General features: G+C 65.2%; 21 protein-coding genes. 14 read left to right on the top strand and 7 right to left on the bottom strand.

Going from position 1 to position 26,192, the window contains the following annotated elements:
* The first annotated feature begins 112 nt into the window (after positions 1–112).
* Positions 113–409, top strand: coding sequence for an H-NS histone family protein (locus IAE24_RS18765; RefSeq protein ID WP_199961788.1), 297 nt, complete (start codon positions 113–115; stop codon positions 407–409).
* A 1,003-nt stretch (positions 410–1,412) separates the two neighbouring features.
* Here IAE24_RS18765 and IAE24_RS30310 read toward each other — a convergent pair.
* The 6 genes from IAE24_RS30310 to IAE24_RS30330 all read right to left on the bottom strand — a co-directional run bounded on the left by IAE24_RS30310 (position 1,413) and on the right by IAE24_RS30330 (position 8,001).
* Positions 1,413–1,895 (bottom strand): hypothetical protein, encoded by a 483-nt coding sequence (locus tag IAE24_RS30310; RefSeq protein ID WP_233626339.1) that lies wholly within the window; start codon positions 1,893–1,895, stop codon positions 1,413–1,415.
* Between the two features lie 582 nt (positions 1,896–2,477).
* Positions 2,478–3,167, bottom strand: coding sequence for an IPTL-CTERM sorting domain-containing protein (locus tag IAE24_RS18775; protein WP_198821282.1), 690 nt, complete (start codon positions 3,165–3,167; stop codon positions 2,478–2,480).
* A 134-nt stretch (positions 3,168–3,301) separates the two neighbouring features.
* Positions 3,302–3,766, bottom strand: a complete 465-nt coding sequence (locus IAE24_RS18780; RefSeq protein WP_267908933.1) for a phage terminase large subunit — start codon at positions 3,764–3,766, stop codon at positions 3,302–3,304.
* Positions 3,763–4,431, bottom strand: coding sequence for a hypothetical protein (locus IAE24_RS18785; RefSeq protein WP_199961786.1), 669 nt, complete (start codon positions 4,429–4,431; stop codon positions 3,763–3,765). Before IAE24_RS18785 ends, IAE24_RS18780 begins: the two co-directional genes overlap by 4 nt.
* A gap of 1,447 nt (positions 4,432–5,878) precedes the next feature.
* A complete protein-coding gene (locus IAE24_RS30680) occupies positions 5,879–6,223 on the bottom strand; it encodes an IPTL-CTERM sorting domain-containing protein (RefSeq protein WP_325100549.1) in 345 nt (114 codons plus the stop codon).
* Between the two features lie 596 nt (positions 6,224–6,819).
* Positions 6,820–8,001: a hypothetical protein gene (locus tag IAE24_RS30330; protein WP_233626332.1), complete on the bottom strand. Its 1,182-nt coding sequence runs from the start codon at positions 7,999–8,001 to the stop codon at positions 6,820–6,822.
* Between the two features lie 190 nt (positions 8,002–8,191).
* Here IAE24_RS30330 and dusA point away from each other — a divergent pair, with 190 nt between their 5' ends.
* From dusA to rsxB, 3 genes are all read left to right on the top strand, one after another.
* On the top strand, positions 8,192–9,202 hold the full coding sequence (gene dusA, locus IAE24_RS18805) for a tRNA dihydrouridine(20/20a) synthase DusA (protein ID WP_097202449.1): 1,011 nt from the start codon (positions 8,192–8,194) through the stop codon (positions 9,200–9,202).
* A gap of 168 nt (positions 9,203–9,370) precedes the next feature.
* Positions 9,371–10,744 carry a polyhydroxyalkanoate depolymerase gene (locus tag IAE24_RS18810; RefSeq protein ID WP_034393218.1) on the top strand — a complete coding sequence of 458 codons (1,374 nt, stop codon included), beginning with the start codon at positions 9,371–9,373 and terminating at the stop codon, positions 10,742–10,744.
* A gap of 23 nt (positions 10,745–10,767) precedes the next feature.
* Positions 10,768–11,484: an electron transport complex subunit RsxB gene (gene rsxB / locus IAE24_RS18815; RefSeq protein WP_043821779.1), complete on the top strand. Its 717-nt coding sequence runs from the start codon at positions 10,768–10,770 to the stop codon at positions 11,482–11,484.
* A 28-nt stretch (positions 11,485–11,512) separates the two neighbouring features.
* Here the strand turns inward: rsxB and IAE24_RS18820 are convergent, their stop codons facing one another.
* Positions 11,513–13,051 (bottom strand): methyl-accepting chemotaxis protein, encoded by a 1,539-nt coding sequence (locus tag IAE24_RS18820; protein WP_199961785.1) that lies wholly within the window; start codon positions 13,049–13,051, stop codon positions 11,513–11,515.
* Between the two features lie 188 nt (positions 13,052–13,239).
* Between IAE24_RS18820 and dapC the strand changes: the two genes are divergently transcribed.
* The 10 genes from dapC to IAE24_RS18870 all read left to right on the top strand — a co-directional run bounded on the left by dapC (position 13,240) and on the right by IAE24_RS18870 (position 26,140).
* On the top strand, positions 13,240–14,445 hold the full coding sequence (gene dapC / locus IAE24_RS18825; RefSeq protein WP_199961784.1) for a succinyldiaminopimelate transaminase: 1,206 nt from the start codon (positions 13,240–13,242) through the stop codon (positions 14,443–14,445).
* A gap of 51 nt (positions 14,446–14,496) precedes the next feature.
* Complete coding sequence (gene dapD / locus IAE24_RS18830; RefSeq protein WP_012205450.1) at positions 14,497–15,321, top strand: 2,3,4,5-tetrahydropyridine-2,6-dicarboxylate N-succinyltransferase; 825 nt, start codon at positions 14,497–14,499, stop codon at positions 15,319–15,321.
* Between the two features lie 180 nt (positions 15,322–15,501).
* Positions 15,502–16,671, top strand: a complete 1,170-nt coding sequence (locus IAE24_RS18835; RefSeq protein WP_012205449.1) for a PilT/PilU family type 4a pilus ATPase — start codon at positions 15,502–15,504, stop codon at positions 16,669–16,671.
* A gap of 86 nt (positions 16,672–16,757) precedes the next feature.
* On the top strand, positions 16,758–17,918 hold the full coding sequence (gene dapE, locus IAE24_RS18840; RefSeq protein WP_199961783.1) for a succinyl-diaminopimelate desuccinylase: 1,161 nt from the start codon (positions 16,758–16,760) through the stop codon (positions 17,916–17,918).
* A gap of 20 nt (positions 17,919–17,938) precedes the next feature.
* Entirely contained in the window at positions 17,939–18,916 is a 978-nt protein-coding gene (prmB, locus tag IAE24_RS18845) for a 50S ribosomal protein L3 N(5)-glutamine methyltransferase (RefSeq protein ID WP_013802545.1), read from the top strand.
* Between the two features lies 1 nt (position 18,917).
* On the top strand, positions 18,918–19,916 hold the full coding sequence (locus IAE24_RS18850; RefSeq protein WP_199961782.1) for a LysR family transcriptional regulator: 999 nt from the start codon (positions 18,918–18,920) through the stop codon (positions 19,914–19,916).
* Between the two features lie 175 nt (positions 19,917–20,091).
* The gene (locus tag IAE24_RS18855) at positions 20,092–21,696 is read left to right on the top strand and encodes a class I adenylate-forming enzyme family protein (protein WP_199961781.1); all 1,605 of its coding nucleotides are present in this window, start codon (positions 20,092–20,094) and stop codon (positions 21,694–21,696) included.
* A gap of 1 nt (position 21,697) precedes the next feature.
* On the top strand, positions 21,698–22,921 hold the full coding sequence (locus tag IAE24_RS18860; RefSeq protein ID WP_199961780.1) for an acyl-CoA dehydrogenase family protein: 1,224 nt from the start codon (positions 21,698–21,700) through the stop codon (positions 22,919–22,921).
* 41 nt (positions 22,922–22,962) lie between these two features.
* Entirely contained in the window at positions 22,963–23,982 is a 1,020-nt protein-coding gene (locus IAE24_RS18865) for a tripartite tricarboxylate transporter substrate binding protein (RefSeq protein WP_199961779.1), read from the top strand.
* A gap of 94 nt (positions 23,983–24,076) precedes the next feature.
* Entirely contained in the window at positions 24,077–26,140 is a 2,064-nt protein-coding gene (locus IAE24_RS18870; RefSeq protein ID WP_199961778.1) for an ABC-F family ATP-binding cassette domain-containing protein, read from the top strand.
* The last annotated feature ends 52 nt before the right edge of the window (positions 26,141–26,192 follow it).

Raw genomic sequence — 26,192 nt, forward strand, 5'->3', positions numbered from 1 at the left:
AATAGATGATTTTTGCGTCAGTGATGCCACTCGCTTGGATTCAAGGCAGTCTTGTCGGCGATGGTCAGTGCCGCGTCAGCGACAGCAAGGCACGTCCCCGTGCACAGGGACCATGGATGCGGCGCTGAACCCACTGCAGCCGAAGGCCGAGCCGGATGCACGCATCGCGGAAATGATGGAAACAGAAAAAGCCGGTGCGGTGGAAGAGGTTCGCGCCCTGATTCAAGACTGCCAGTTGACCGAGCAGAACGTGTTCCCTGCCAGCGGCTCCAAGGCGAAGAGCTTCGTGCCCACGCCCAGATTCCGTGCCCCAGAGACGAGTGCTCCCCGGCTCGGCCCCAACAAGCCGCCGAACTGGATCAACGGCAAGAACCGCGGGCAATTCCTGATCGAAAAGGCCAAAAGTTAGGCGGCGTGCAGCCGATACACCAAGCAAGGAGGTGCGCGCCAAGTCTAGGCGGCGCCTCAAGCCCCTTGGGTGCGTGCGCGCCAGGGGCTTTTTCTTTGGAGATTGACCCTTCCGAACTGGACCGTGAGCTTGGAGGCCTGGAGGTCAGCCAGCGAGCCGCCTGCCCGCTTGTGTGCGGTGATGATTCCCATTGAGTGCTCAGAGTTGAACAAACAGGAAAACGGGGTTGGATGGCGAAGAATCAGGCAACGACGCCAGAGCAAAAAAACCCAATCAGATCAATGACAAACGTAGAAAATCAAGCACCGGCCAGCATGTGGCGCATGTCCGTGGCGCCCATGATGGACTGGATTGATTCTTGAAGAAAATCATTATCTGACAGCAACTTAGAGGCATACCTACCCTCCTCTGTAGCAACTATGCTGCATCGCTCGCTCAGTTGCGATTTTAATTTTGCATAGATCCGGCTGTCTGCATGTACCGACCGATGGGGGCAGACCTACCAAGCCCAGAATCCTTTGAGCAGAAAGGCGCATCTACCAATCTGGGAGTATCCCCTGCTCATGGAGCTGCGACCAATGGATTAAAAGTCCGATCCTCCGAAATAGGTATGAGAGAAAAAAACATTCCACATCAACAGCATGCAGCGATAGCCACGCTTCTAGTGTTCTTGAAATCATGCCTTTCTAGCCCAATTTCGGCCCACCTTGGGCAGGTTTCGGTCATAGCAAAAGGACCGTATGGCTCGTCAGCTGTTTGTGCGTGGCCTGGCCCCTGTGGTGACGTTCCACTGAGGCCTCCAGCACAGCACACTTCTCTACTGCCTCGCCACTTGTCGGGATTATCGTCGACCTGTGTGTAGCCCCGACGCGTTCCCGCAATCTTCCCTCACCAAGTCCACAACCCGGCAATATTGTCAAATCTTTGTAGAAAATTTCCCCCAAAAAAAACTCTCAGACACTTTTCAGCATCTGAGAGCATAGTCAATACTAAAGCAAGGCTTTTACTGCATTACAAGCGATGCCCCACCTACGACATTCACAGTATTTATCAAAGTAAGACCAGTAGCATTTGCCGAAATTACAAAAACCCCTCTTGTACCAGCTGTAACAGGAATGCTCAACCCAGCAACAATACAGCTCGAAATAGTACCTATAGTAAGAATCCCCGCATAACTAGGAGCCATTGTGCATACCGCTCCTGGCACAGGAGCAAATACATTATTCACGGATGTATAAAGTTGCGCCTGTACTGAGATACTAGTTCCAATCAAACTCAATGCACTGGTGCTCTGAATTTGCGCACTCAATCCATTTATCACTCCATCAACTGGAAATGATTGAGGTACTCCATCTGCTGCTTGCTGTGCTGTGAGGTCTAGGTTTCCACCACTAAGACTTTGCATTGCAGCAGCAGGAACGTAGCCATTCATCGGCAAGACCGCAACGTTTCCGGGCAAGCCGCCCACATTCGTGGTCAATGCCATGCCTTTCGCACTGCTGCTCATGATGACTTTACCACCCGATGCGCCTGCAGGGCCAGTGGGGCCTGCGGGGCCAGGCAAACCAATGTCACCCGTCGCCCCAGTCGGGCCTTGAAGGCCTGCGGGACCCGTGGGACCTTGGGCTCCTGTTTGGCCTGCTTGCCCTGGAAGGCCAATCCCCCCAGTGGGCCCCGCCGGACCTGCTTGGCCCGTGGCGCCAGTCGCCCCTGTAACGCCCGCCGGTCCCGTGGCGCCTGTTGCTCCTGTCGGACCAGGACTTCCCACAATCGCACCTGCTGCGCATTTGCCCAGTCGCCCCGATGCATTGTCATAGCAGGCCACGCTGCCAGCCTCCGTTGTATTGGGCAGGTTGGGCAGATACACATCGCCTGTTTCCATCACCCGGAACCGCTCTGCATTGCCTGCATTGTTCTTGATGACGAATCCACCATTGGCCGGCGGTGTGATAGTGATGTCGGCGCCGCCAGGAGCCGCCATTGCAGCGCCGCTCAAGACGATGGCCGCGGCGAAAGAGACAGAGCGCAGCGTGAATTTCATGGTTGTCATAGTCTGTATGTGGAGTAATTAACGTTGTGAAGTGCGGCGCTGACGCCAGAGCGCCAGTCCCATCAGCAGAGAAAGAAGCACTAATCCGTATTCGCTCAATGTGGGGATGGCCGCAGCCGACGGGGCGGGACCTGCACCTATCTGGACGGTGGATGGAACCGTCGCATTGGTGCGCACCACCGTTGCGCCAGGACCCAGGTTGATGACCGCTGTGCCACTGGCAGCTTGGAGCACCACAGGCTGACCAGGCACACCCTCGACGGTCAGCGTACCGAGCACGGTGATATTTGCCCCGACAGGCAGCACAAAGGTACGGCCCGTGCTGCTCTTGATGGTCAGGTTCTGCACGACCAAGGTGCCGCTGAGCTGGCTGGTGTTGCCCGGATCGCAGCCGTCACGCAGCTCGATCGTGTTGTTGCCGGCGTTCAGTGATCCGTTGATCTGCAGGTCACCACCCACCGACAGCGTTCCACCACTGTTGGTGATGGCGGCGGTACTTGCGAACGTAGCCGAAGAATCGACGGTCAGCGCGCCGCCCAGATCCAAGGTTCCCTGCATGTCCAGCGCAGAGCAGGACAGGTCTACGGCGCCCCCGGGCGGGACAACCAGAGAGCTGCCCGGTGGATAGGACCACTGGGCAGCGGCGTTGGAGGACAGGAGAAAAGCCAAGCCAACCCCGGCCAGCCATCGCGAAAGTGAAAAAGTCATCAAACAAGCTCCGCTGGGCATCAAGACCGCACGGCACAGTCACAGTAATGCGCCAAAAGTGTCAAGCATTGTCAACTGAAACAATGTGCAACTCATTGAAATCTTCGATCAAGAACTCATTCGCGTTTTCGTTGTCATGGCCGATGGGTTTCCGTTGTTCCCAGCGTTGTGTGAACCTCCTGATTCAACAGATGCATGGAAACCTCAATCTCTTGATTGATAGCCTTGACCTGATCGCGCTTGTTCGGTGCATCGCTCGCCTGCACGCTGCGGCGGAACTTGCGGAGGTCCAACGCCGCGATCTGGTCGGACAGCAGGCAGTGCACCGAGTCCCGCATGGACTTCTGGATCTCGCGCGCGCACAGGATGCGCAGGGGGCGGTTGCTGCCCATCACCAGCAGGGCCATGGCCACAGACCAGGACTTGGCCCCGCCGCGCCCGCCGTACATGACCTTGAAGCGCTTGGGCTGGAACAGGCCGCGCAGCTTCGAGGGGAACTCGGCACGGACGCGCGAGCGGTCTACCTCGTAGTCCTCGGCAAAGTCCGGCCCCTCATCAGCCAGATGCGCGGCCTGCCAGCTGGGGGATGGCAGGCTCATGCGCCCTCCCCGTCTCGCGGATCGTGCTCCCGCGCCGGCGCATCCACGAAGTGCAGCTCGAAGTGGCCCACGTTGCCGCCGCCGTTCGACCCCTTGCCCGCGTCCTTGTCGTTCATGCCGAAGGCCTGGCGCTCCATATCCACCACGATGCGCAGGCTCTCGGCCAGCACCTTCATGGTCCTGGAGCGCTCCGGCAGGCTGATGACCTTCTGGTAGAGGCCGTTCAGCTTGTCCATGCCGTTGCCGTCGGGCGCGCGCAGCATCTCGCCCAGCTCCTGCAGGTACGCCACGGTGTCCGCGTCCGCCATCTGCTCCAGCTCATCCAGCAGCGCATTGGTGATCTTGCGCGCCCTCTGAATGTCCCGCCTGTGCGCCAGCCTGATGGTGGCCACAGCCTGCGCATTCGCGTCCACCACCTCACGTTCGGACGCACTGCGCTCCGCGCGTACCTCGCTGCGTACCGCCTCCTTGCGTACCAGCTGCTCGGCCATCTCCTGGATGCGCTCCGACAGGTCCCGGCTCCAGTCGTCACGCTTGGCCCGCTTGCTGATCGTTCCCTCGCTGATGCCCTGCTCTCCTGCGATCTGCCGAAGGCTCTTGATGCCGGCCCGGTAGTCCAGCTCGATGCGCTCCCACTGGGGAGTGTGCTTCTGTTCCTTGCTCATCCTCCCGAAGCTGACAGGCTTGGGACGGCATAACGCAACGCAACCCTGAGGAAGATGCTCTGTCGCAGGGCATGCAGGCGTACTAGCAAAACAATCGCCCTGAACGCCGGCCCTGTGCCGATCCACACATGAAGTCCTGGCGATGCGCAAAAAACAAAGCCCGCATTTGCGGGCCCTGCTTCCATCACAGACTAGCTTTTGCGCCTACTGCAGCCTCAAGGGCGCAACGATCGGCGAGGGAAGGCCAATCTGAGCTGCCGTAACGGGCTGCAGCAGCCAGCCGTACTGGCCCCCGGTAGAGGTTCCGCAACTCGAATTGTCAAACCCTGTGATACCTGTCGGCATAACGGCCAGGACCGTTCCGTTGGACTGAGGTGTCGCCGAGGTCACCATGAATGAGCCCAGCGAAAGCGACCATACAACCGTCTTGGCGTAGATGGAGCTTGCCGTCGTGGGACTGCCTGAATTCAAGTAACCTTCACCTGAGCAGTTGCCAGGGCCCGTGCCTTTGTAATAGATCTGAGAGTTGGGAAGCGTCCCATCCCAAGACATCACCATCAGGTGGCCCGTGCTGGTCACAAGGGTGATGTTATTCCGCGCCGCGCTCACCACCTTACCCAGGGTCACATTGTTGGCGTCAACCAAGGTCACGCCGCCGCCGGCAGGACCAGCAGGCCCGGTCGCGCCCGTGGCCCCCGTATCGCCTTGAACGCCCTGGATACCTTGTGGCCCTGTCGCTCCCAAACCTCCTGATGCTCCCGTCATGCCGGTAACACCTTGCACACCCTGAATGCCCTGAGGACCCTGCGGGCCCGTCGCACCAGTGCTGCCCGTAGGGCCGGTGGCACCAGTAGCGCCAGTCACCCCTGTCGGACCTGTCGCACCTGTCACGCCTGTGGTACCCGTCTGACCCGTGGCTCCCGTCACACCCGTGGCGCCTGTAGGACCTGTTACGCCTGTCGATCCAGTAACACCTGTCGAGCCCGTGGCTCCCGTCACCCCGGCGCCTGTCGGACCTACGGGACCGACAGCCCCTGTGGCGCCCGTGGGTCCTGTTGCCCCCGTCGCACCCGTGGCTCCTGCGCCAATGCCTGGAGCGCAATGCACCAGTTGTCCCGTCACGCCATCGACACACAGCAGCTGACTGCCAGTGGCCGTATCGGCCGGCAAAGCCGGAACCACCACTTCACCTGTGTTCTGTACACGCAGGCGCTCGGCCCCCGCCGAATTTTTGATAATGAAATTGCCGCCTGGAGGCATGGTGATGCTGACATCAGCAGCGTGCGCTACAGGCGCGAGGAAGCCAGCGCTCAGACACAAAGCAAAAATCAGGCGAGAAGGTATGGTGGTTTCTTTACGGAACATGGTTCAACTGCGGTTGGGATAAAAGCACTTGAGCACCCTGTACCAAACCTGTGGCCCAGGATGCCGGGAAGGGATGAACAATTCAGGAGGATGTGCGGCCGCGGCGTTGGCGAAGAAGAGCCAAGCCACCAAGCATCAAGCTCATCAACATCAGCCCATAGGTACTGAGCGTGGGAATGCTTGCCGGAGAAGTCACCACCGGTGCCCCGATCTGCACATTTCCAGGTACGGCGCTACCGCTGGGATTCGACAGCGTGGCGCCAGGCCCCATCGTGACGACGGCAGTGCCAGGGCCAGACGAAGTCAGCACGACCGGCCGACCAGGAGTTCCCAGGGTCAGCGTTCCAAGAACCGTCAGGTTGGTGCCCGCCGGCAGGACGACGGTGGGCGGGGTGGCTGTGGTGCTGATCAGCGTGAGATCTTTCACGACGATGTTGCCACTCAGCTGAAGGACAGAACCGGGCGCACAGCTGTCCGACAGGACTACGCTGCTGGCCCCAAGATTCAAGGGGACGGTGCTCGTAAGGTCTCCACTGACGTTCAATTGCCCCCCCGTCCCAGTAACCGTGGCCCCTGAGTCGAAAGCGAACGAGCCGGTGTCAAAACTCCCCGTACCCAAAGTCAACTCGCCCTGCATGATGACCGCCGTGCAAGGAAGCTGGAAAGAGCCTCCAGCAAGATCAATGCTGCTCCCCGGCGGCATGACCATCTGCCCCCATGCCGATCCACACACCGCTACGCTCAGAACCAGCGAAGCAACGCTACGCTTACCAAGTCCTACCATTTGATGATCTCCGCGACGGGGCGTCATGCCCCTAAGTTTTCAAGCGAGCATGCAACCCCCTGTGCACACCCAAGCGGCATGATCATCAGATACAAAATAGGTATAAGTTAACAAAAATTAACAAATGATAGTTTTGTTTCATTTGTTGAAAACTATCAACTTTTAGCGTACTACCTAACTGGCGGCCTCCCAGCATGCGTAGATGTCGCCCGCCTGGGGCTGGCGTTCCGTTGTCGTGGTCATGTTGTCGATCCTTCTCTCTGTCTGTAGCGATGCACTGGCTTGCGCGCCGGCAGCTCCGTGAGCCGGCTTTCCACCTGGCACTCGCGCACCAGGTACTGCAGCGCCCAATCGATCTCCCCCTTGCTGCGGCCCAGGGCCAGGACCAGCTCGGAATGGAAAAACCAGCGCCCGGGTGCCTGGCGTAGAAACCGCAGCAGCACGTCGGTGCCACTGCCCGGGCGGATGACGCCCGCGGGGCGCGGGTTGTTGTGTCGCGCCCCCTCCTCGTGCCAGCCCTCCAGCTGGCCAGCCAGCCAGTCCATGCAGCTCAAGCGGTGCCACCTTCTTCTTTTGCGTGTCGTCGCGGTTCGTGTGCGCGGCCTTGGTTTCCAAGATGGTCCTCTTTCAAAAATCCAGAATCGGCGTGGCGTTGAACAGGCCCAGCGCCCACAGCACAGCGGCTCGGTCGCGGGCATCGATGTTCGGGGCGTAGGCCAGCGCGCGCCATGCCAGGACCTGGCGCAGATGCGCGGCCATGAACGTGGTTTCCTTGCGCGCGGCGGGCGCAGGCCCTTGGTCCAGCCAGGAATGGCAGGCGGCGCAGCCCCAGGCGCTGTAGTGGTCGTCGGCCTTCCTGCGGTCCCCCTTCCCGTGGATGATGCCCGGCCGTCGCGGCTGGCGAAGTGCTCCAGCAGCCTGGCCTCTTCCTCGGGCAGCAGCCGGCGCGAGCGCTGAGCCGGCTTGGCGATCACACGCGTTCGCAGCAGCCCGGACTTGGCACGGTCCAGCACCTGCAGCGGCACATCGACGCCGCGCGCGGCCGAAGCATGCAGGAAGACCTGGCGCAGCCACACCATGTCATTGAGCACGGTGGCGGGGCCGGCCTCGTCTTCCGTGCGCCGCTTCTTGGTGTCGCCCATCAGATCCTGCACCGTGAGCTTGGTGGCCTGGAGGTCAGCCAGGCCAGAGGCCTGCAGGCGTGCGATGTCGGCCTTTTTGCTACGGCCCCACTCAGTCACGTTTTCGGCCGCACTGACATAATCCCGCAGTGGCTCCCCCACTGAAATTTTCTTGTGCACAGCCTGGCAGGAAGCGCGCTCCTGGTCCATTTCGTACTCGCGCCTGCGCAGCCACTCGTTGGCCAGCACTTTCCGACGGTAGGTCTGGCTTTCGCGGTGGACGAACGTGCCGTTCTCCATCAGCCGGATCTGTGCAGTGCAGGCAAGCGAGCGAGCAAGCAAGCCGTGTGCGCGTTTGCGTGAAGTGATGCTCCCATCTGTTTTGCTACAGGTGAAGGATGTAGCAAAGCCAGCGAGAAAATCAGCAAAAACGGGGTTGAATGGCGAAGAATCAGGCAACGACGCCAGAGCAAAAAACCCAATCAGATCAATGACAAACGTAGAAAATCAAGCACCTGCCAGCATGTGGCGCATGTCCGTTGCGCCCATGATGGACTGGACCGACAAGCACTGCCGCTACCTGCACCGACTTCTGAGCCGCCACACCTTGCTCTACACAGAGATGGTGACGACGGGCGCCTTGCTGCACGGGGATGTGCCGCGGCATCTGCGTTTCGAGGCCGAGGAGCATCCGGTGGCATTGCAGCTCGGTGGCAGCGAGCCTTCCGATCTGGCGCAGGCCGCGCGGCTGGGGGCGCAGTGGGGGTATGACGAGATCAACCTCAATTGCGGCTGCCCGAGCGAGCGGGTGCAGCGCGGCGCATTCGGGGCCTGCCTGATGAACGAGGCGCCGTTGGTGGCCGATTGCGTGAAGGCGATGGTGGATGTGGTGGATGTGCCGGTCACAGTGAAGCACCGCATTGGCATCGACAAGGATGAGAGCTACGAGTTCGTGCGCGATTTCGTGGGCACGGTGGCGGATGCGGGCTGCCGCGTGTTCATCGTGCATGCCCGCAATGCCTGGCTCAAGGGCCTGTCGCCCAAGGAAAACCGCGAGATCCCGCCGCTGCGCTACGAGATCGTGGCCCGGCTCAAGCAGGATTTTCCGGAACTGACCATTGCCATCAACGGCGGCATCAAGGCAGATGCCACGGTGCAGGAACTGCTGCAGCAGGTCGATGGCGTGATGGTGGGCCGCGAGGCCTATCACAACCCCTGGTGGCTGGCCTCGTGGGATGCGCTGTACTACGGCGATGCGAGCGTGGAGCACACGCGCGAGTCCATCGAGGAGCAGATGGTGGCGTATATGGAGCGCGAGGCGCGCACGCATGGCACGCACTGGTACTCCATCGCGCGGCATATGTTGGGGTTGCGCAACGGGCTGGCGGGGGCGCGCCGCTGGCGCCAGGTGTGGAGCAATCACCAGTTCAAGCAATTGCCGCCTTCAGAGGTGATGCGGCTTGCGCGCACCAAACCGGCCGAGGCGGCGCTTGCCGCCTAGCGCGAGGCACTGCGTTGCACGATGGCCAGGGCTGAGGCGGCCGCTCGCCCAGGCCTATCGGTAAAAACTATCCCTTACGCGACAGCATCAAAGGGGTTTTACTACCAATTTTCTTAGCTTGCTGCTGATATATTGCACTGCAACATATCCAAACAACCCCTTGTATCCATGCTCTATCAGCTCTACGAAATCCAGCGCGCCATGGTCGAGCCCTTTGCCGATTTCGCGCAAGCTGCAGCCAAGCTCTACAGCAACCCCCACTCGTTGCTGAGCCAAGGTCCGATGTCCCAGCGCATGGCCGCCGGGTTCGATCTGTTCTACCGCCTTGGCAAGGATTACGAGAAGCCCGAATTCAACCTGCACAGTGTGGATGTGGGCGGCGTTGACGTGACCATCCGCGAGCGCGTCGAAGTGGACAAGCCGTTTTGCGAGCTGCGCCGCTTCAAGCGCTTCTCCGACGACACCGATACGCTGCAGACCATGCTGAGCCAGCCCGTGGTGCTGATCGTGGCGCCGCTGTCGGGCCACTACGCCACGCTGCTGCGCGATACGGTGCAAAGCATGCTGGGCGGCCACAAGGTCTACATCACCGACTGGAAGAACGCCCGCCTGGTGCCCCTGGCCGATGGCGAGTTCCACCTCGACGACTACGTGAACTATGTGCAGGAGTTCATCCGCTACCTGCAGGGCAAGTACGGCCAGTGCCACGTGGTCAGCGTGTGCCAGCCCACGGTGCCGGTGCTGGCTGCCGTGTCGCTGATGGCCAGCCGTGGCGAGACGCCTCCGCTGTCCATGACCATGATGGGCGGCCCCATCGACGCACGCCGCTCGCCGACCTCGGTGAACAACCTGGCGCAGAACCGCAGCTTCGAGTGGTTCGAGAACAATGTGATCTACCGCGTGCCCGAAGGCTATCCGGGCGTGGGTCGCCGCGTGTACCCGGGCTTCCTGCAGTATTCGGGCTTCGTGGCGATGAATCCGGACCGCCACGCCAATAGCCACTACGACTATTTCAAGGACCTGATCAAGGGTGACGACGCCAGCGCCGAGCATCACCGCAAGTTCTATGACGAGTACAACGCCGTGCTCGACATGGATGCCGACTACTACCTCGAGACCATCGCCACGGTGTTCCAGGACTACAAGCTGGTCCATGGCACCTGGGAAGTGCGTTCGCCCGAAGGCCAGGCCGAGCTGGTGCGCCCGCAGGACATCAAGGGCAGCGCCCTGCTGACCGTCGAAGGCGAGCTGGACGACATCTCCGGCTCGGGCCAGACGCGCGCAGCGCACGATCTGTGCACGGGCATCGCGGCCGATCAGCGCAAGCACCTTGAAGTGCCGGGCGCCGGCCACTACGGGATTTTCAGCGGCAGGCGCTGGAGAGAGATCGTCTACCCGCAGGTGCGCGAGTTCATCAGTGCCCACCAGCCCGAAAGCGCCACGGCCGCCAGCGCGGCAGGTCACACCAGCAGCCTGAGCGATGACGCGCCCTCGGCCACCGAGCAGCCGCGCAAGCGCGGTGCCAAGGTGCAGGCAGGCTGAGCACCGAGCAAGCCCGGCACGCCATGTCCGCCTTCGCAATCCTTGCCCGCGACGATCTGGCAGCACGCATAGACGCGGCGCTGCCGCAGACGCAGTGCACGCGTTGCGGCTACCCCGACTGCGCCAGCTATGCCCAGGCCGTGGCCTCGGGCGAGGCCGGCATCAACCAGTGCCCCCCCGGGGGCGCTGCGGGAGTGGAGAGGCTGGCTGCACTGACGGGCCGGCCCGCTGTCCCACTGAGCGCCGAGCACGGCACGGAAGCCCCGCGCACCGTGGCCGTGATCGACGAGGCCTGGTGCATCGGTTGCACCCTGTGCATCAAGGCCTGCCCCACGGATGCCATCCTGGGCGCCAACAAGTTCATGCATACGGTGATCGCCGCCCACTGCACGGGCTGCGAGCTGTGCATCCCCGTCTGTCCCGTGGACTGCATCGAGCTGCACAACGCCAGCGGCCCCGCCACAGGCTGGTCTGCCTGGAGCCCCCAGCAGGCCGAGCATGCGCGCCAGCGCTATGTGCTGCGCCGAGAGCGTGAACAGGAGCGCGAGCGCCTGGGTGCGGCCCGGGCGCAGATGCCTCTTGCATTGGGGGAGCAGGAAATGGCCGACGACGCCAGCCCTTCCACGCCCTGCCCGGCGCCCCCACTGGCGACCGACAGCAAGCAAGCCACCATCGCAGCCATCCTGGCCCGCGCACGCGCCCAGCGTGCGGGTGGCGCCTCAACGCCCAACGGGCATTGAGTGGATGCGGGCGGGCAGCGAGACCCGCCTACGCAGCCAGCGCCAGGCTCTTGTAGACCCCGCAACCCCAGTACAGCCCGCCATGCTTGCAGACGAAGGACATCTTGGTCTGTACCTGTTGCGTGGCAGGGTTTCTGAAGTCGTACTCCACCCAGCCTGGGCCGCGCTCGGCCTGGGCAATGATGTCGGCCAGCAGCTGCTCACCCCGCACGCCTGGCAGCTCCTGCACGCGCACGCCCACACGCGCAGGGTTGCCGCCGAAGGCGCGGTAGCTGCCGTCGGCGGCCAGGGCGAACACGTACATATCGCGGTCATGGAAGGGCTGGCCGGGGTCGTTCACGGCGGCCAGCAGTGCCTCGGTGGCCACGCCGCGCCGCGCCAGGCCCAGGGCCGACTCGACCAGGGCCACGGCTTCCTCCGCCGTGCCCTGCTGCAGCCGAAAGCGCGACACCGCCCCTGACAGCATCTGCGCGCGCTGCTGCAGCGCGCGTGCCTGGTCCAGCGCGTGGCCCACCATCTGCGCGTTGTGCTGGGTAATCTCGTCGATCTGGTGCACGGCGCGGCTGATCTCGGCCAGGCCCGTGCTCTGGTTGCCCGTGGACTGCGACAGCTCGCCCATGTGCTCGGCCACCTGGCGGATGCCTTCGGTCACGCGCTCCATGCCACGCCCGGCCGTGCGGATCAACTCGGTGCTGTGCTCCACCTGGGTCAGGGCATCGCCAATCAGGTGGCGAATCTCGCGCGCCGCCTCCGCCGAGCGGCCTGCCAGGGAACGCACCTCGCTGGCCACCACGGCAAAGCCCCGGCCCTGCTCGCCAGCCCGTGCGGCCTCAACGGCGGCATTGAGCGCGAGGATATTGGTCTGGAAAGCGATGCCGTCGATCACGCCGATGATCTCCCGCATGCGCCCGGCGCTGTTCTCAATGGTCTCCACCGACTCCACGGCGCGGCCCATGGCCACCACGCCTTCATCAGCCGCGCCGCGCACGGCGCTGGCCTGGTGATGGACCACGCCCACCACATCGGCGTTGTGCTGCACGGCGCTACTCAACTGTTCCACGCTGACCACGGTCTGGGCCAGGTTGGTGGCCTGCAGCTCGGTGCGATCGGACAGCGCCTGGTGCTCGTTCACCAATTGCTGCCCGGCCTGCGCCACCAGGGCCGCGTTGCTGCGCACATCGGCCACCATGCCCGACAGCGAGGTGACCATGCCTCCCAGCAGCGCCTTGGGCGTCTGGACAGCACCGGCGCCCTCCTGCGAGGCGGCAGCCTCCACGGTCACTCGCTGGCTCAGGTCGCCCTGGGCGATGCCCTGCATGGCCTGCTGCAGCAATTCGCGCTCGCCGATCACCCTCGACCAAAGCCTGTGCATGCCGCCCAGCAGCAGTCCGGCCCACAGCAGCAAGGCACCCCAAACCCAGGGCCCCAAGCCCGCCGAACCGGCCACCAACGCCAGCGGCGGCCCCGCCAATGCCCACACGGCGCATACAAGGAAGCCAGCCCCGGGGCCGGATGTATGCTTACGATGCCTGTTCCCCACTTTTTCCATGCCAGCGCCTGCCTGCATAGCTGATTGCCTCTCTAGTCATTGGTATCTGGAATTCACCGTTCACGAGGCCCCGCCACACGAGATGGCATGGCCCCAGTCGAGACCATGCCAGAATAGGTAACAGAATGCAAAAAATCCAGCGTGCAGACCCGCAGTCACCTGTGACAACGGCATGCCGAAAGCGCATCAATCCATAATGCGAGCCCATGAATCCCCTGCTCTCCCGACTCCAGCCCTACCCGTTTGAGCGTCTTCGCAAACTGTTCGCCGGGGTCCAGCCACCGGCGGGCGTGCGCCCCATCAGCCTTGGCATCGGAGAGCCCCGCCATGCCACGCCGGCGTTCATCGAGCAGGCACTGAGCGCCGACCTCGGCGGCCTGGCCAAATACCCCGCCACGGCCGGCGAGCCCGCGCTGCGCGAGGCCTGCGCCCAATGGGCACGCCAGCGCTATGGCATTGCCCTGGACGCCGCCACCCAGGTGCTGCCAGTCAACGGCTCGCGCGAGGCACTGTTTGCCTTCACCCAGGTGGTGGTGGATGCCAGCCAGGACGGAGCGCGCGTGATCTGCCCCAACCCGTTCTATCAAATCTACGAAGGCGCCACCCTGCTGGCCGGTGCCCAGCCGTACTACGCGCCCAGCGACGCCGCGCGCAACTTCGCAGTGGACTGGGACAGCGTGCCCGCCGACGTGTGGGAAAAGACCCAGCTGATCTTCGTGTGCTCGCCCGGCAACCCCACGGGCGCGGTGATGCCGCTGGCCGAGTGGGAAAAGCTGTTTGCCCTGTCCGACCGCTACGGCTTCGTGATTGCCAGCGACGAGTGCTACAGCGAGATCTATTTCGACGGCACCGCCCCCCTGGGCGGCCTGGAAGCCGCGCAGCGCCTGGGCCGCACGGACTACAAAAACCTGCTGATGTTCACCAGCCTGTCCAAGCGCAGCAATGTGCCTGGCCTGCGCAGCGGCTTCGTGGCGGGCGATGCGGCCCTGATCAAGGCCTTTTTGCTGTACCGCACCTACCACGGCGGCGCCATGAGCCCCGTGGTGCAGACGGCCAGCATGGCGGCCTGGGCCGACGAGGCCCATGTCGCGGAAAACCGCCGCCTGTACCGCGAAAAGTTCAACCAGGTCACGCCCGTGCTGGCGCGCGTGATGGATGTGCGCCTGCCTGACGCAAGCTTCTACCTGTGGGCCGGCATTCCCGAATCGCTGGGCCTGGACGACGCCGACTTTGCACGCGAGCTGTATGCCGCCACCGGCGTGACCGTGCTGCCCGGCAGCTACCTGGCGCGCGAGGCCAATGGCCGCAACCCCGGCGCCGGGCGCGTGCGCATGGCCCTGGTGGCCGAGACCGCAGAATGCCTGGAAGCCGCCCAGCGCATTGCACAGTTCATAGAATCGCGCCAGCGCTGAGACAGCCCTGCGCTCCCCTTTCCTCACAAACCCTTTGATCACCAAAGCCATATGACGCAACAGCTGCAATCCATCATCGACACCGCCTGGGACAACCGTGCCAGCCTCTCCCCCGCTGCCGCCCCCAAGGAAGTGACCGAGGCCGTGGACCACGTGATCGAAGCCCTGAACAACGGCCAGCTGCGCGTGGCCACGCGCGAAGGCGTGGGCCAGTGGACCGTGCACCAGTGGATCAAGAAGGCCGTGCTGCTGTCCTTCCGCCTCAAGGACAACGTGCTGATGCAGTCCGGCGACCTGAACTTCTTCGACAAGGTGCCCACCAAGTTCGCCGGCATGACCGAGGCCGAGATCGCCGCCACCGGCGTGCGCGTGGTGCCCCCGGCCGTGGCCCGCCGTGGCAGCTTCGTTGCCAAGGGCGCGATCCTGATGCCTTCCTACGTGAACATCGGCGCCTATGTGGACGAAGGCACCATGGTTGACACCTGGGCCACCGTGGGCTCCTGCGCCCAGGTCGGCAAGAACGTGCACCTGTCCGGCGGCGTGGGCCTGGGCGGCGTGCTGGAGCCGCTGCAGGCCAACCCGACCATCATCGAGGACAACTGCTTCATCGGCGCGCGTTCCGAGATCGTCGAAGGCGTGATCGTGGAAGAGAACTCCGTGATCTCCATGGGCGTGTACATCGGCCAGTCCACCCCCATCTATGACCGTGCGACCGGCGAGACCAGCTATGGCCGCGTGCCTGCCGGCTCGGTGGTGGTGTCGGGCAACCTGCCCAAGGACAACGGCCGCTACAGCATGTACGCCGCCATCATCGTCAAGAAGGTCGATGCCAAGACCCGCTCCACCACGAGCCTGAACGACCTGCTGCGCGATTGATCCGCATCCGCACCGCGCCAAAGGCGTGGTTGCGGCGCCAAAACATCCCCTGTTCAGGGGATGGAGCAAGGCATACTCTCGAGGGCGTCCCCGGCCACCAGGCAGCGGACGCCCGTTTCACGTCACAAGAGCGTGCAGACGATCCAAGAACAGCGGCAGTACACGAATTTGGGGGAAAACATGGGCACGATGGAGAGGATTTTGCGCCTGATGGGCGAGAAGCAGGCGTCCGACGTCTACCTGGCGGTCAACGCGCCGGCGCTGATCAAGATCAACGGCGAATGCGTGCCCATCAACAATCAGCTGCTGCCGCCCGACGCGCCGCGCAGCCTGCTGGCCGAGATCGTGCCGGCCGAGCGCCTGCAGGAGCTGGACGAAACGGGCGAGCTCAACATGGGCGTGCCGCTGCGCGGCGTGGGGCGTTTTCGCGTCAGCGCCATGCACCAGCGCGGCAGCTGCGCCGTGGTGATCCGCTTCATCGCCCAGCACATTCCGGCCATGGACACGCTGAACCTGCCGCCCGTGCTGGGCGAGCTGATCATGCAAAAGCGCGGCCTGCTGCTGGTCGTGGGCTCCACGGGCTCGGGCAAGAGCACGACGCTGGCCTCGATGATCGATGCGCGCAACGAAAAGCTCACGGGCCACATCCTCACCATCGAGGACCCCATCGAATACCAGTTCCGCAACAAGCGCTCCATCGTCAACCAGCGCGAAGTGGGCTCGGACACGGCATCGCTGCAGATCGCGCTCAAGAATGCGCTGCGCCAGGCCCCCGACGTGATCCTGATCGGCGAAATCCGCGACCGCGAGACCATGTCCTCGGCCATGGGCTTTGCGCAGTCGGGCCACCTGTGCCTGGCCACGCTGCACGCCAACAACAGCTACCACGCGCTCAACCGCATCCTGTCCTTCTTCCCCGAGGAAATCCGCCCCACCATGCTCGGCGAGCTGTCGGCTGCACTCAAGGGCGTGATCTCCCAGCGCCTGGTGCGCACCGTGGACGGCGGCCGCATGCCGGCCGTCGAGGTCATGCTCAACACCAAGCTGATCGCCGACCTCATCGAGCGCGGCAACTTCTCGGGCGTCAAGGAGGCCATGGAAAAATCCATGGCCGAAGGCTCGCAGACCTTTGAAGAGGCGCTGGCGCAGCTGGTCCGCTCCGGCCGCATCGACCGCGCCGAAGCCCTGGCCTTCGCCGATTCGCCCACCAACCTGATGTGGCGCCTGGAAAACGACGTGGTCAAGGCCAGCCATGCCGCGCCGTCCAGCCAGTTCGCCGAACTGGCCACGCCCGGCGAGGACGACATGCCCTCGTTCACGGAAATCATGCTGGAAGTCAAGCCGAACTGATCGGCCAGCCCCGCAGCGTTCACAATGTCGGAGCACGCTGGCGGCAGCCGGCCCTCCGACTTTTTTGTTTTTTGATTCCACCCACCATGTCCCGCACCCTGCAACTGACCGAGCAGCTGATCAGCCTGCCCTCCGTCACTCCCGAAGACGCCGGCTGCCTTGAACTCCTGGCCGATGCCCTGCAGCCCATGGGCTTTGCCTGCGAGCGCATCGACAGCGGCCCCGACAGCTTTCGCGTGCGCAATCTCTGGGCCCGGCGCTCCGGGACAGGCGCCGACCGGCCCGTGCTGGTCTTTGCCGGCCATACCGACGTGGTGCCTACCGGCCCGCTGGAGCAGTGGAGCAGCCCGCCCTTCGTGCCCACGCACCGCGACGGCAAGCTGTACGGCCGCGGCGCCAGCGACATGAAGACCTCCATCGCCGCCTTCGTCGTGGCGCTGGAGGAATTCCTGGCCGAGACACCGGCGCCCTCCTTCGACATTGCCCTGCTGCTGACCAGCGACGAGGAAGGCCCCTCGGTGGACGGCACCAAGGTCGTGGTCGAGCTGCTGCGCGAGCGCGGCGAGCGCCTGGACTGGTGCATCGTCGGCGAGCCCACATCGGTGGAACGCACGGGCGACATGATCAAGAACGGCCGCCGGGGCACCATGAGCGGGCGCCTCACGGTCAAGGGCATCCAGGGCCACATCGCCTACCCGCAGCTGGCGCGCAACCCCATCCACCAGGCCCTTCCAGCCCTGGCCGAACTGGCTGCCACGCGCTGGGACGAGGGCAATGCCTTCTTCCCACCCACCAGCTGGCAGATCAGCAACATGCATGGCGGCACGGGCGCGTCCAACGTCATTCCCGGCCATGTGACCATCGACTTCAACTTCCGCTTCTGCACCGAGTCCACGGCCGAATCGCTCCAGCAGCGCGTGCAAGCCGTGCTGGACCGCCACGAGTTGGAGTACGAGCTGGCCTGGACCATTGGCGGCCAGCCCTTCCTGACCACGCCTGGCACGCTGGTGAACGCCGTGCAGGCGGCCATCCGCGCCGAAACCGGCCTGGAGACCGAGCTGTCCACCACGGGCGGCACCAGCGACGGCCGCTTCATCGCCCAGATCTGCAGCCAGGTCGTGGAGGTGGGCCCGCCCAACGCCAGCATCCACAAGATCGACGAGCACATCGTGGTGGCCGACATCGAGCCCATCAAGAACATTTACCGCCGCACGCTCCAGGAGCTGCAGCGACAGCAGGCCGTCTGAACGCGACCAAGGAGCCGACGATGACATCCGCCCCCACCCCTGCCAATATTCCCGCCATCTCGGGCAGCACCATCGCCGACCTCGTGGCCTCCGGGGCCGCAGCGCTCACGGCGGCCGGCGTGGCCTTTGGCCACGGCACGGCCACGGCCGAAGACGAAGCGGCCTGGCTCACGCTGTGGAAACTGGGCCTGCCGCTGGACAGCGAACTGGCGCCCGGCGCGCCCGAATCCCTGGCCGACCAGGCCGTCAGCGCCCAGCAGCAGGCCGAAGTGGCCGAGCTGTTCGCAGAGCGCATCCGAACGCGCAAGCCCGCCGCCTACCTCACGCGCGAGGCCTGGCTGCAGGGCGTGCCCTTCTACGTGGACGAGCGCGCCATCGTGCCGCGCAGCTTCATTGCCGAGCTGCTGGCCGACGGCAGCATCGACGGCTGGCTGTCCGACCGCACGCGCCGCGTGCTGGACCTGTGCACCGGCAACGGCAGCCTGGCCTGCCTGGCGGCCATGGCCTGGCCCGAGGTCGAGGTCACGGGCGCCGACATCTCGGCCGATGCGCTGGCCGTGGCACGCATCAACGTGGACCGCCATGAACTCGCCGAGCGCGTGCAATTGCTGGAAAGCGATGGCCTGGCCGCCCTGCCCGGCCCCTGGGACCTGGTGCTGTGCAACCCGCCCTATGTGAATGCCGACAGCATGTCGCGCCTGCCCGCCGAATACCAGGCCGAGCCCGAACTGGCGCTGGCCGGCGGCGCCGACGGCATGGACTTCATCCGCCGCCTGCTGCTGGACCTGCCCTCGCGCCTGGCCAAGGAAGGCGTGGTCGTGCTGGAAATCGGCAATGAAAAGGACTTCTTCGAAGCCGCCTTCCCCGACCTGCCCGTGTTCTGGCTGGACACCAGTTCGGGCGACGAACAGGTGCTGCTGATCACCCAGGAGGCGCTGCGCGCCTGGACCGAGGGCGACATCGAGGCCCTGCGCCCCACCTACCGCCCCCTGGGCTGAAATGGACCTGCGGGCGCTGCGCTACTTCATCGCGGTGCTGGAGGCGGGCAGCCTCTCGCGCGCCGCGCACTCGCTGTACGTGGCCCAGCCCGCGCTCACGGCGCAGATCAAAAAGCTGGAAGGCGAGCTGGGCACCCAGTTGCTGGAGCGCAGCCACGCCGGCGTCACCCCCACGCCGGCCGGCGCCCAGCTGTACGAGGACGCACGCCGGTTGCTGTCCGACGCCGATGCCATGCGCGAGCGCATACAGCGCCTGCCGCAGGGCCCCGAAGGCTCGGTCACCATCGCCCTGCCCTTTTTGCTGACCAGCCTGCTGGCCGGCCCCGTGATCGCCAGCCTGCGCAACAGCCACCCGCGCATACGCATCTTTGTGCTCGACGACCTCAGCCTCATGGTGCAGAAGGCCATGCTGGACCGGCGCGCAGACCTGGCCATTCTTGTGGACACGGCCAGCCTGCACGACATGCAGGTGCAGCCCATGGCCGAGGAATCCATCTACATCTGCGGCCAGGATGTCGATGGCAGCGTGGCGCCGCTGCTGCGCCCCGCGCCGGACGGCGGCCTGCCGCACATGGACTTTGCCCACGCCTGCCAGCTGCCGCTGGTGCTGCAGTCGCGGCGCTTTTCCATCCGCCAGACCGTGGAGGCCGCCGCCGACGCACGGGACCTGCGGCTGAACATCGTCCACGAACACGATTCCGCGCGCGTCATCGGCTCGCTCTACCACTGCGGCGCAGGCTTCACCTTCACGCCCGCCTGCTCGCTGAGCGATGCGCCCGCCTGGCTGCGCGAGGAAGCCAAGGCTGCGCCCACGGCCATCCAGCACGACTGGATCGTGGCCCAGGTCACGGCGCCCGAACTGCTGCGCCGCTACTTCCTGGCCGTGCAGGCCAACCGCAGCAGCGACCCGGCACTGCAGGTGGTTCAGCAGGCGCTGATGGCACAGGCCCGGCAACTGATCACGGCCGGCATCTGGCAGGCGCGCTGGCAGCAGGCATGACGGCATGACCGCAGGGGTCTGGGTACGGGCCATCAGCAAATACCGCAAGGGTTGATCTGGACATCAATTTTTCTGATGCGCCTGAATCACTAAACGGTATTTCCCCGCTCCAGGCCTCTTCTGGAACAGTGCATGGCACGCCGCGCAAAACGCGCGGCTTCAGCCAAGGAATGCCATGCACGAGACATCCCGGCCCACCGCAGGCCACCCCAATTCCCACTCCCACTCCCTTCCCATCCCCAATGTCGGCGAACTGGTCGCGCGCAGTTGCAAGGCCCACGGCGCGCAGCCGGCTGTGACCAGCGCCGCGCGCAGCATCAGCTACGCCGAGCTGGAGCAGCGCTCCAACCGCCTGGCGAACGCCCTGCTTGCCCAGGGCCTGTCCCGTGGCGACCGCGTGGGCATCTACCTGCCCAACTGCGTGGAAATCGTCGAGATCGAAATCGCCTGCTACAAGGCCGGGCTCATCAAGGCGCCCTTCAACGCACGCCTTTCGCCGCGCGAAGTGGGCGATATCGCGGCCAACAGCGATGCCGCCGTCATCGTGACCACCGCAGCGCGCGCCGAGGCCTTCAAGCCGCACCTGCAGTCTTCCGACGTGCGCCTGCTGCTGCTGGACGGCCCCGCCGGCGAAAGCTACGAGTCCCTGCTCGCCCGCGCCAGCGACCGCTTTCAGCCCGTGGCCGTGCACGAGCACGAGGTGGCCGTGCTGCACTACACCTCGGGCTCATCAGGCGTGCTCAAGGCCGCCATGCAGACCTTCGGCAACCGCCTGGCCCAGCTGCGCAAATTCCTGATGCGCGGCGAGGGCATGCAGGCCGGCCACGTGCTGGGCCTGGTGGGGCCGGTCACGCACGCCTCGGGCATGCAGATGGTGCCGGCGCTGTGCACGGGCGCCACCATCCACCTGTTCTCGGGCTTCGAGCCGGGCGCCTTCATGGCCGAGATGCAGGCGCGGCGCGTGACCCATACTTTCATGGTGCCCACCATGATCAACATGCTGCTGGCCGAGATCGGCGGCCGCTACCGCCCCCTGCCCGACCTGCTGCGCCTGGGCTACGGCGCAGCGCCCATGGCGCCCGCGCGCATCCTGCAGGCCATGGACGTGTTCGGCCCCATCCTGTCCCAGGGCTACGGCGCAGGCGAGACCACCTCCGGCGTCTGCGGCCTGACGGTGCAGGACCACCTGCAGGCGCGCGCATCGCGCCCAGAGCGGCTGGCTTCCTGCGGCCGGCCCTTCCTGGAATCCCTGGTCGAGGTGCTGGACGACGAGGGCCGCCCGGTGCCCGAGGGCGAGATCGGCGAAATCGTGGTCAGCGGCGCCGATGTCTTTGCAGGCTACTGGCGCGCGCCCGAGCTGACGGCCGAGGTGCTCAGGAACGGCCGCTACCACACGGGCGATCTGGCCCGCATGGACGAGCAGGGCTTTGTCTACATCGTGGACCGCAAGAAGGACATGGTCATCAGCGGCGGCTTCAACGTCTATCCGTCCGAGGTGGAGTCCGTGCTCTACGAGCATGCCTCGGTGGCCGATGCCTGCGTGTTCGCCATACCCGACGACAAATGGGGCGAGGCCGTGGCCGCCCACATCGTGCTCAAGCCCGGTCTGGCCGGCGACAGCGCCGCGCTGGACCGCTTTTGCGCGGAGCGCCTGGGCGGCTTCAAGCGCCCGCGCCACATCGAATTCGTGCAGCAGCTGCCCAAGAACCCCAACGGCAAGGTCATGCGCCGCGCCGTGCAGGCGCCCTACTGGGCCAACCACGCCCGCAAGGTGAACTGAGATGAACGCCAAAGACACACTCCCCGCCGCCAACGCTGCCCTGCTGGAAATGCCCTTTGAAGGCTCGGAGCGCGCAGCCGGCCTGATCGACGCGCTCAACGCCTTCATCCACGGCGAATTGGCCGACCTCGCCCGCGCGCATGGCGTGGACCATGAAAACAGCGCCTCCACCGAGCTGCTGCGCCAGGTCTGGAAGCTGTCGCATGCGCGCGGCTTCTACGGCATGACCCTGCCCGAGGCCATGGGCGGCGCCGGCCTGTCCGTGCTCGATCAGGTGCTGGTCAAGGAGGCCATCTACGCCACGGGCTCGCCCTTCGCGCCCCATGTGCTGGGCGAACTCAGCGGCCCGCCACGCATAGGCGCGCTGATCCGCAAGGCCACGCCGCTGCAGATGGAGCAGTTCATCCTGCCCGTGGCGCGCGCCGAGAAATCCATCTGCTTTGCGCTGACCGAGGCAGCAGCCGGCTCGGACGCGGGCGCGCTGGAGACGCGCGCCGTGCTCGAAGGCGACCATTACGTGCTCCACGGCCGCAAGCGCTTCATCTCGGGCTCGCCGTTTGCCGACTTGGCCGTACTCATGGCCTCGACCGCGCCCGAGGGCAGCCCGCAGCGCGAGATCAGCGCCTTCTTCGTGGACCTGCATGCCCCGGGCGTGCAGGTGGTCAGAGGCTACAAGACCATGGCCGGTCAATCGAGCACGGGGGACATCGTGCTCGACGGCTGCCGCGTGCCCGCTGCCCAGTTGATCGGCGAGCCGGGCCGTGGCCTGGCCCTGGCGCTGGGCCGCATCACCGTCAACCGCCTGCTGCACTGCCCGGCCATGCTGGGGCTGGCCCAGGTGGCGCTGCGCGATGCGCGCGACTATGCGCTGGGGCGCCAGCAATTCGGCCGCAGCATTGCCCAGTTCCAGTCCATACAGCACATGCTGGCCGACATGGCCACCGAATGGATGGCCGCGCGCGCACTGATGGTGCAGACAGCCCGCGCCATCGACGCCGGCATCGATGCGCGCGCCCAGGCCTCGATGAGCAAGCTGTTCTGCTCGGAGACGGCGTTCCGCATTGCCGACCGCGCCGTGCAGATCCATGGCGGCGAAGGCATCGTCCAGGGCCGGCGCGTGGAATTCCTGTTCCGCATGCTGCGCATGTACCGCGTGCTCACGGGCACCAGCGAGATACAGCGCAACACCATCGCCAAGGAACTGCTGGAGCGGGCCGGCGCCTGAGGCCGGCCGGCATAGAAGCGAAAAGACAAGGAGACAACGCCATGCAAGACAATCCATCCCAAAGGCCGGACCGACGCCGATTCCTGCGCGCTGCGGGCGCCGCATCGCTTGCCGCAGGCCTGCCCTGGGCCACCACAGCCGCCACAGCCACCACACACGACAGCGCCTGGCCCACGCGCCCCATCAAATGGGTGGTGCCCTACCTGGCCGGCACTAGCCCCGACACGGCCGCGCGCATCGTGGCCGAGGCGCTGTCGGCCCAGCTGGGCCAGCCCGTGGTGATAGACAACCGCGCCGGCGCAGGCGGCAACATCGGCGCACGCCAGGTGGCCAAGGCGCCGGCGGACGGCTACACCCTGCTGTACTCGGGCTCGCCCATGGCCGCCGCCATGCGCATGTACAAAAGCCCGGGCTACGACGTGTTCAAGGACTTCCGCCATGTGCTGGGCATGTCGCGCTCGGACATCCTGGTCGTCGTGCATGCCGACTCTGGCATGCGCACGCTGGACGACCTGGCCGCGCGCGCCAAGGCCAGGCCCGGCGCGCTGGACTATGCCTCGGGCGGCGTGGGCACGCCATCGCACCTGGGTGTGGAAATGCTGGCCTCCAGCATGGGCCTGCAGGTCAACCATGTGCCCTACAAGGGCGCGTCCGAGCTGGTCAATGCCGTGCTGGGCCAGCAGGTGGCCTTCGGCGCCCCGCTGTTTTCCGTGGCCTATCCCCAGGTGCTGGCGGGCAAGCTGGTGCCGCTGGCCATTGCCGGGCCGCAGCGCAATGCCAAGCTGCCCCAGGTGCAGACCCTGGCCGAGCTAGGTGTGCCCAACGTCAACCTCACTTCCTGGGGCGGCGTGTCCGTGCCGGCCGCCACGCCCGAGGCCATCGTCCAGCGGCTGCGCACGGCGCTGGAGGAGGTGCTCAGGCAGCCCAGGGTCATCGCCTTGCTGGAGCAGGAAGGCGGCAAGGTCGCCATCACCAGCGCCGACGCCTATGCCAAGGGCTTCGAGCGCGAGATCCAGTTCACCCAGTCCATGATGCAGCGCGTGGGCATACAGCCGATCTAGGGCCTGGTACCAGGGCTTTGCACCGTGGCCGGGCACGGGCATGGCGGGCGGCAATCCTGTCCTGGCGCAATCGCTGGGATAATCCTGCCCATTCATGATCAGCCTTCGCAACATTACCCTGCGCCGCGGCACCCGCGTGCTGCTGGACAGCACCTCCGTCTCCATCAACCCCGGTGAAAAAGTCGGCCTTGTCGGACGCAATGGCGCCGGCAAGTCCAGCCTGTTCGCCCTGCTCAACGGCAGCCTGGCCGAGGACGGTGGAGAGTTCTCCATCCCTTCGCAATGGCGCCTGGGCCAGGTCGCGCAGAACATGCCCGAGACCTCGGAGACGGCCACCCAGTTCGTGCTGGACGGCGACACCCGCCTGAGCGAGCTCAACGCCCAGCTCGCGGCCGCCGAGGCCAGCGAGGACGGCATGGCCATCGCCCACGCCCACGTGGACCTGGCCGACGCCGGCGCGCACGATGCCGTGCCGCGCGCACAGGCCCTGATCCTGGGCCTGGGCTTCAAGGTCTCCGAGCTGGAGCACCCCGTCAACAGCTTCTCCGGCGGCTGGCGCATGCGCCTGCAGCTGGCGCGCGCGCTGATGTGCCCCTCCGACCTGCTGCTGCTGGACGAGCCCACCAACCACTTGGACCTGGACGCCCTGGTCTGGCTGGAAGCCTGGCTCAAGCGCTACCCCGGCACCCTGGTCGTGATCAGCCATGACCGCGAATTCCTGGACGCCATCACCAACACCACGCTGCACATCGAAAACGCGCAGGTCACGCGCTATGGCGGCAACTACAGCAAGTTCGAGGAACTGCGCGCCCAGCAGATCCTGCTGCAGCAGGCCTCGTTCGAGCGCCAGCAGGACAAGATTGCCCACCTGCAGAAGTTCATCGACCGCTTCAAGGCCAAGGCCTCCAAGGCCAAGCAGGCGCAAAGCCGCGTCAAGCAGATCGAGCGCATGGAAAAGGTCGCACCCATGCTGGCCAGCGCCGATTTCACCTTCGAGTTCAAGCCGCCGGCCAACCTGCCCAACCCCATGCTGGCGATCACGGACGCCGCATTCGGCTACCTGGACGACGAAGGCCAGGCGACCACCATCCTGCGCGGCGTCAACCGCTCGGTGCTGGCGGGCCAGCGCATCGGCATCCTGGGCGCCAACGGCCAGGGCAAGTCCACCCTGGTCAAGACCATTGCGCGCGAGATGAAGGCCCTGGCCGGCACCGTGACCGAAGGCAAGGGCCTGAACATCGGCTACTTCGCCCAGCAGGAACTGGACGTGCTGCGCCCCGGCGAGAACCCGATGGAGCACATGATCCGCCTGGCACGGGACACCGGCGCCACCGGCCCGCAGGCCCGCGAGCAGGACCTGCGCAGCTACCTGGGCACGTTCAATTTCAGCGGCGACATGGTCAAGCAGGCCGTGGGCAGCATGAGCGGCGGCGAAAAGGCCCGCCTGGTGCTGGCCATGATCGTCTGGCAGCGCCCCAACCTGCTGCTGCTGGACGAGCCCACCAACCACCTGGACCTGGCCACGCGCGAGGCCCTGGCCATGGCGATCAACGACTTCGACGGCACCGTCATGCTGGTCAGCCACGACCGCGCGCTGCTGCGCTCGGTCTGCGAGGACTTCTGGCTGGTCGGCCGTGGCGTGGTCGGCCCCTTCGACGGCGACCTGGACGACTACCAGCGCTACCTGCTGGAAGAATCCCGCCGCCTGCGCGAAGAGGCCCGCAAGGCCGAACAGGCGGCTGCGGCCACCAGCAAGGCGGCAGCGCAGGTGGAGCCCGCAGCAGCTGCTGCACCTGCAGTGCAGGCCCCCGTGGCTGCTGCGCTGGCCCCGGCTCCCGCTGCCCCGCCCACGCCGCCGGCCGCCAGTGCCGGAGACCAGCGCGAGCAACGGCGCCTGGCCGCCCTGGCCCGCCAGCAAATGGCCGAGAAGACCCGGCCGTTCAAGAAGGAACTGGAACAGCTGGACAAGCGCCTGCCCCAGCTGCAGGCCGAGCGCACGCGGCTTGAAGGCCTGCTGAGCCAGCCCATCTCGCCCGCCGACATGGCCGAGACGGGCCGCAGCCTCAAGGCCTGCAACGACGAGATCGACAGCCTGGAAGAGCGCTGGCTGGAGCTGAGCGAGCAGATCGAGCAGCTGTCGGCCGCGATGTCCGACTGATTCCAGTCGTTCTCGAAAATCAGGCGGTCCCATGGGACCGCCTGATTTTCGA

It is taken from the genome of Delftia sp. S65 (genome assembly GCF_016516495.1).
In the GTDB taxonomy this organism is placed as follows: domain Bacteria; phylum Pseudomonadota; class Gammaproteobacteria; order Burkholderiales; family Burkholderiaceae_C; genus Comamonas; species Comamonas acidovorans.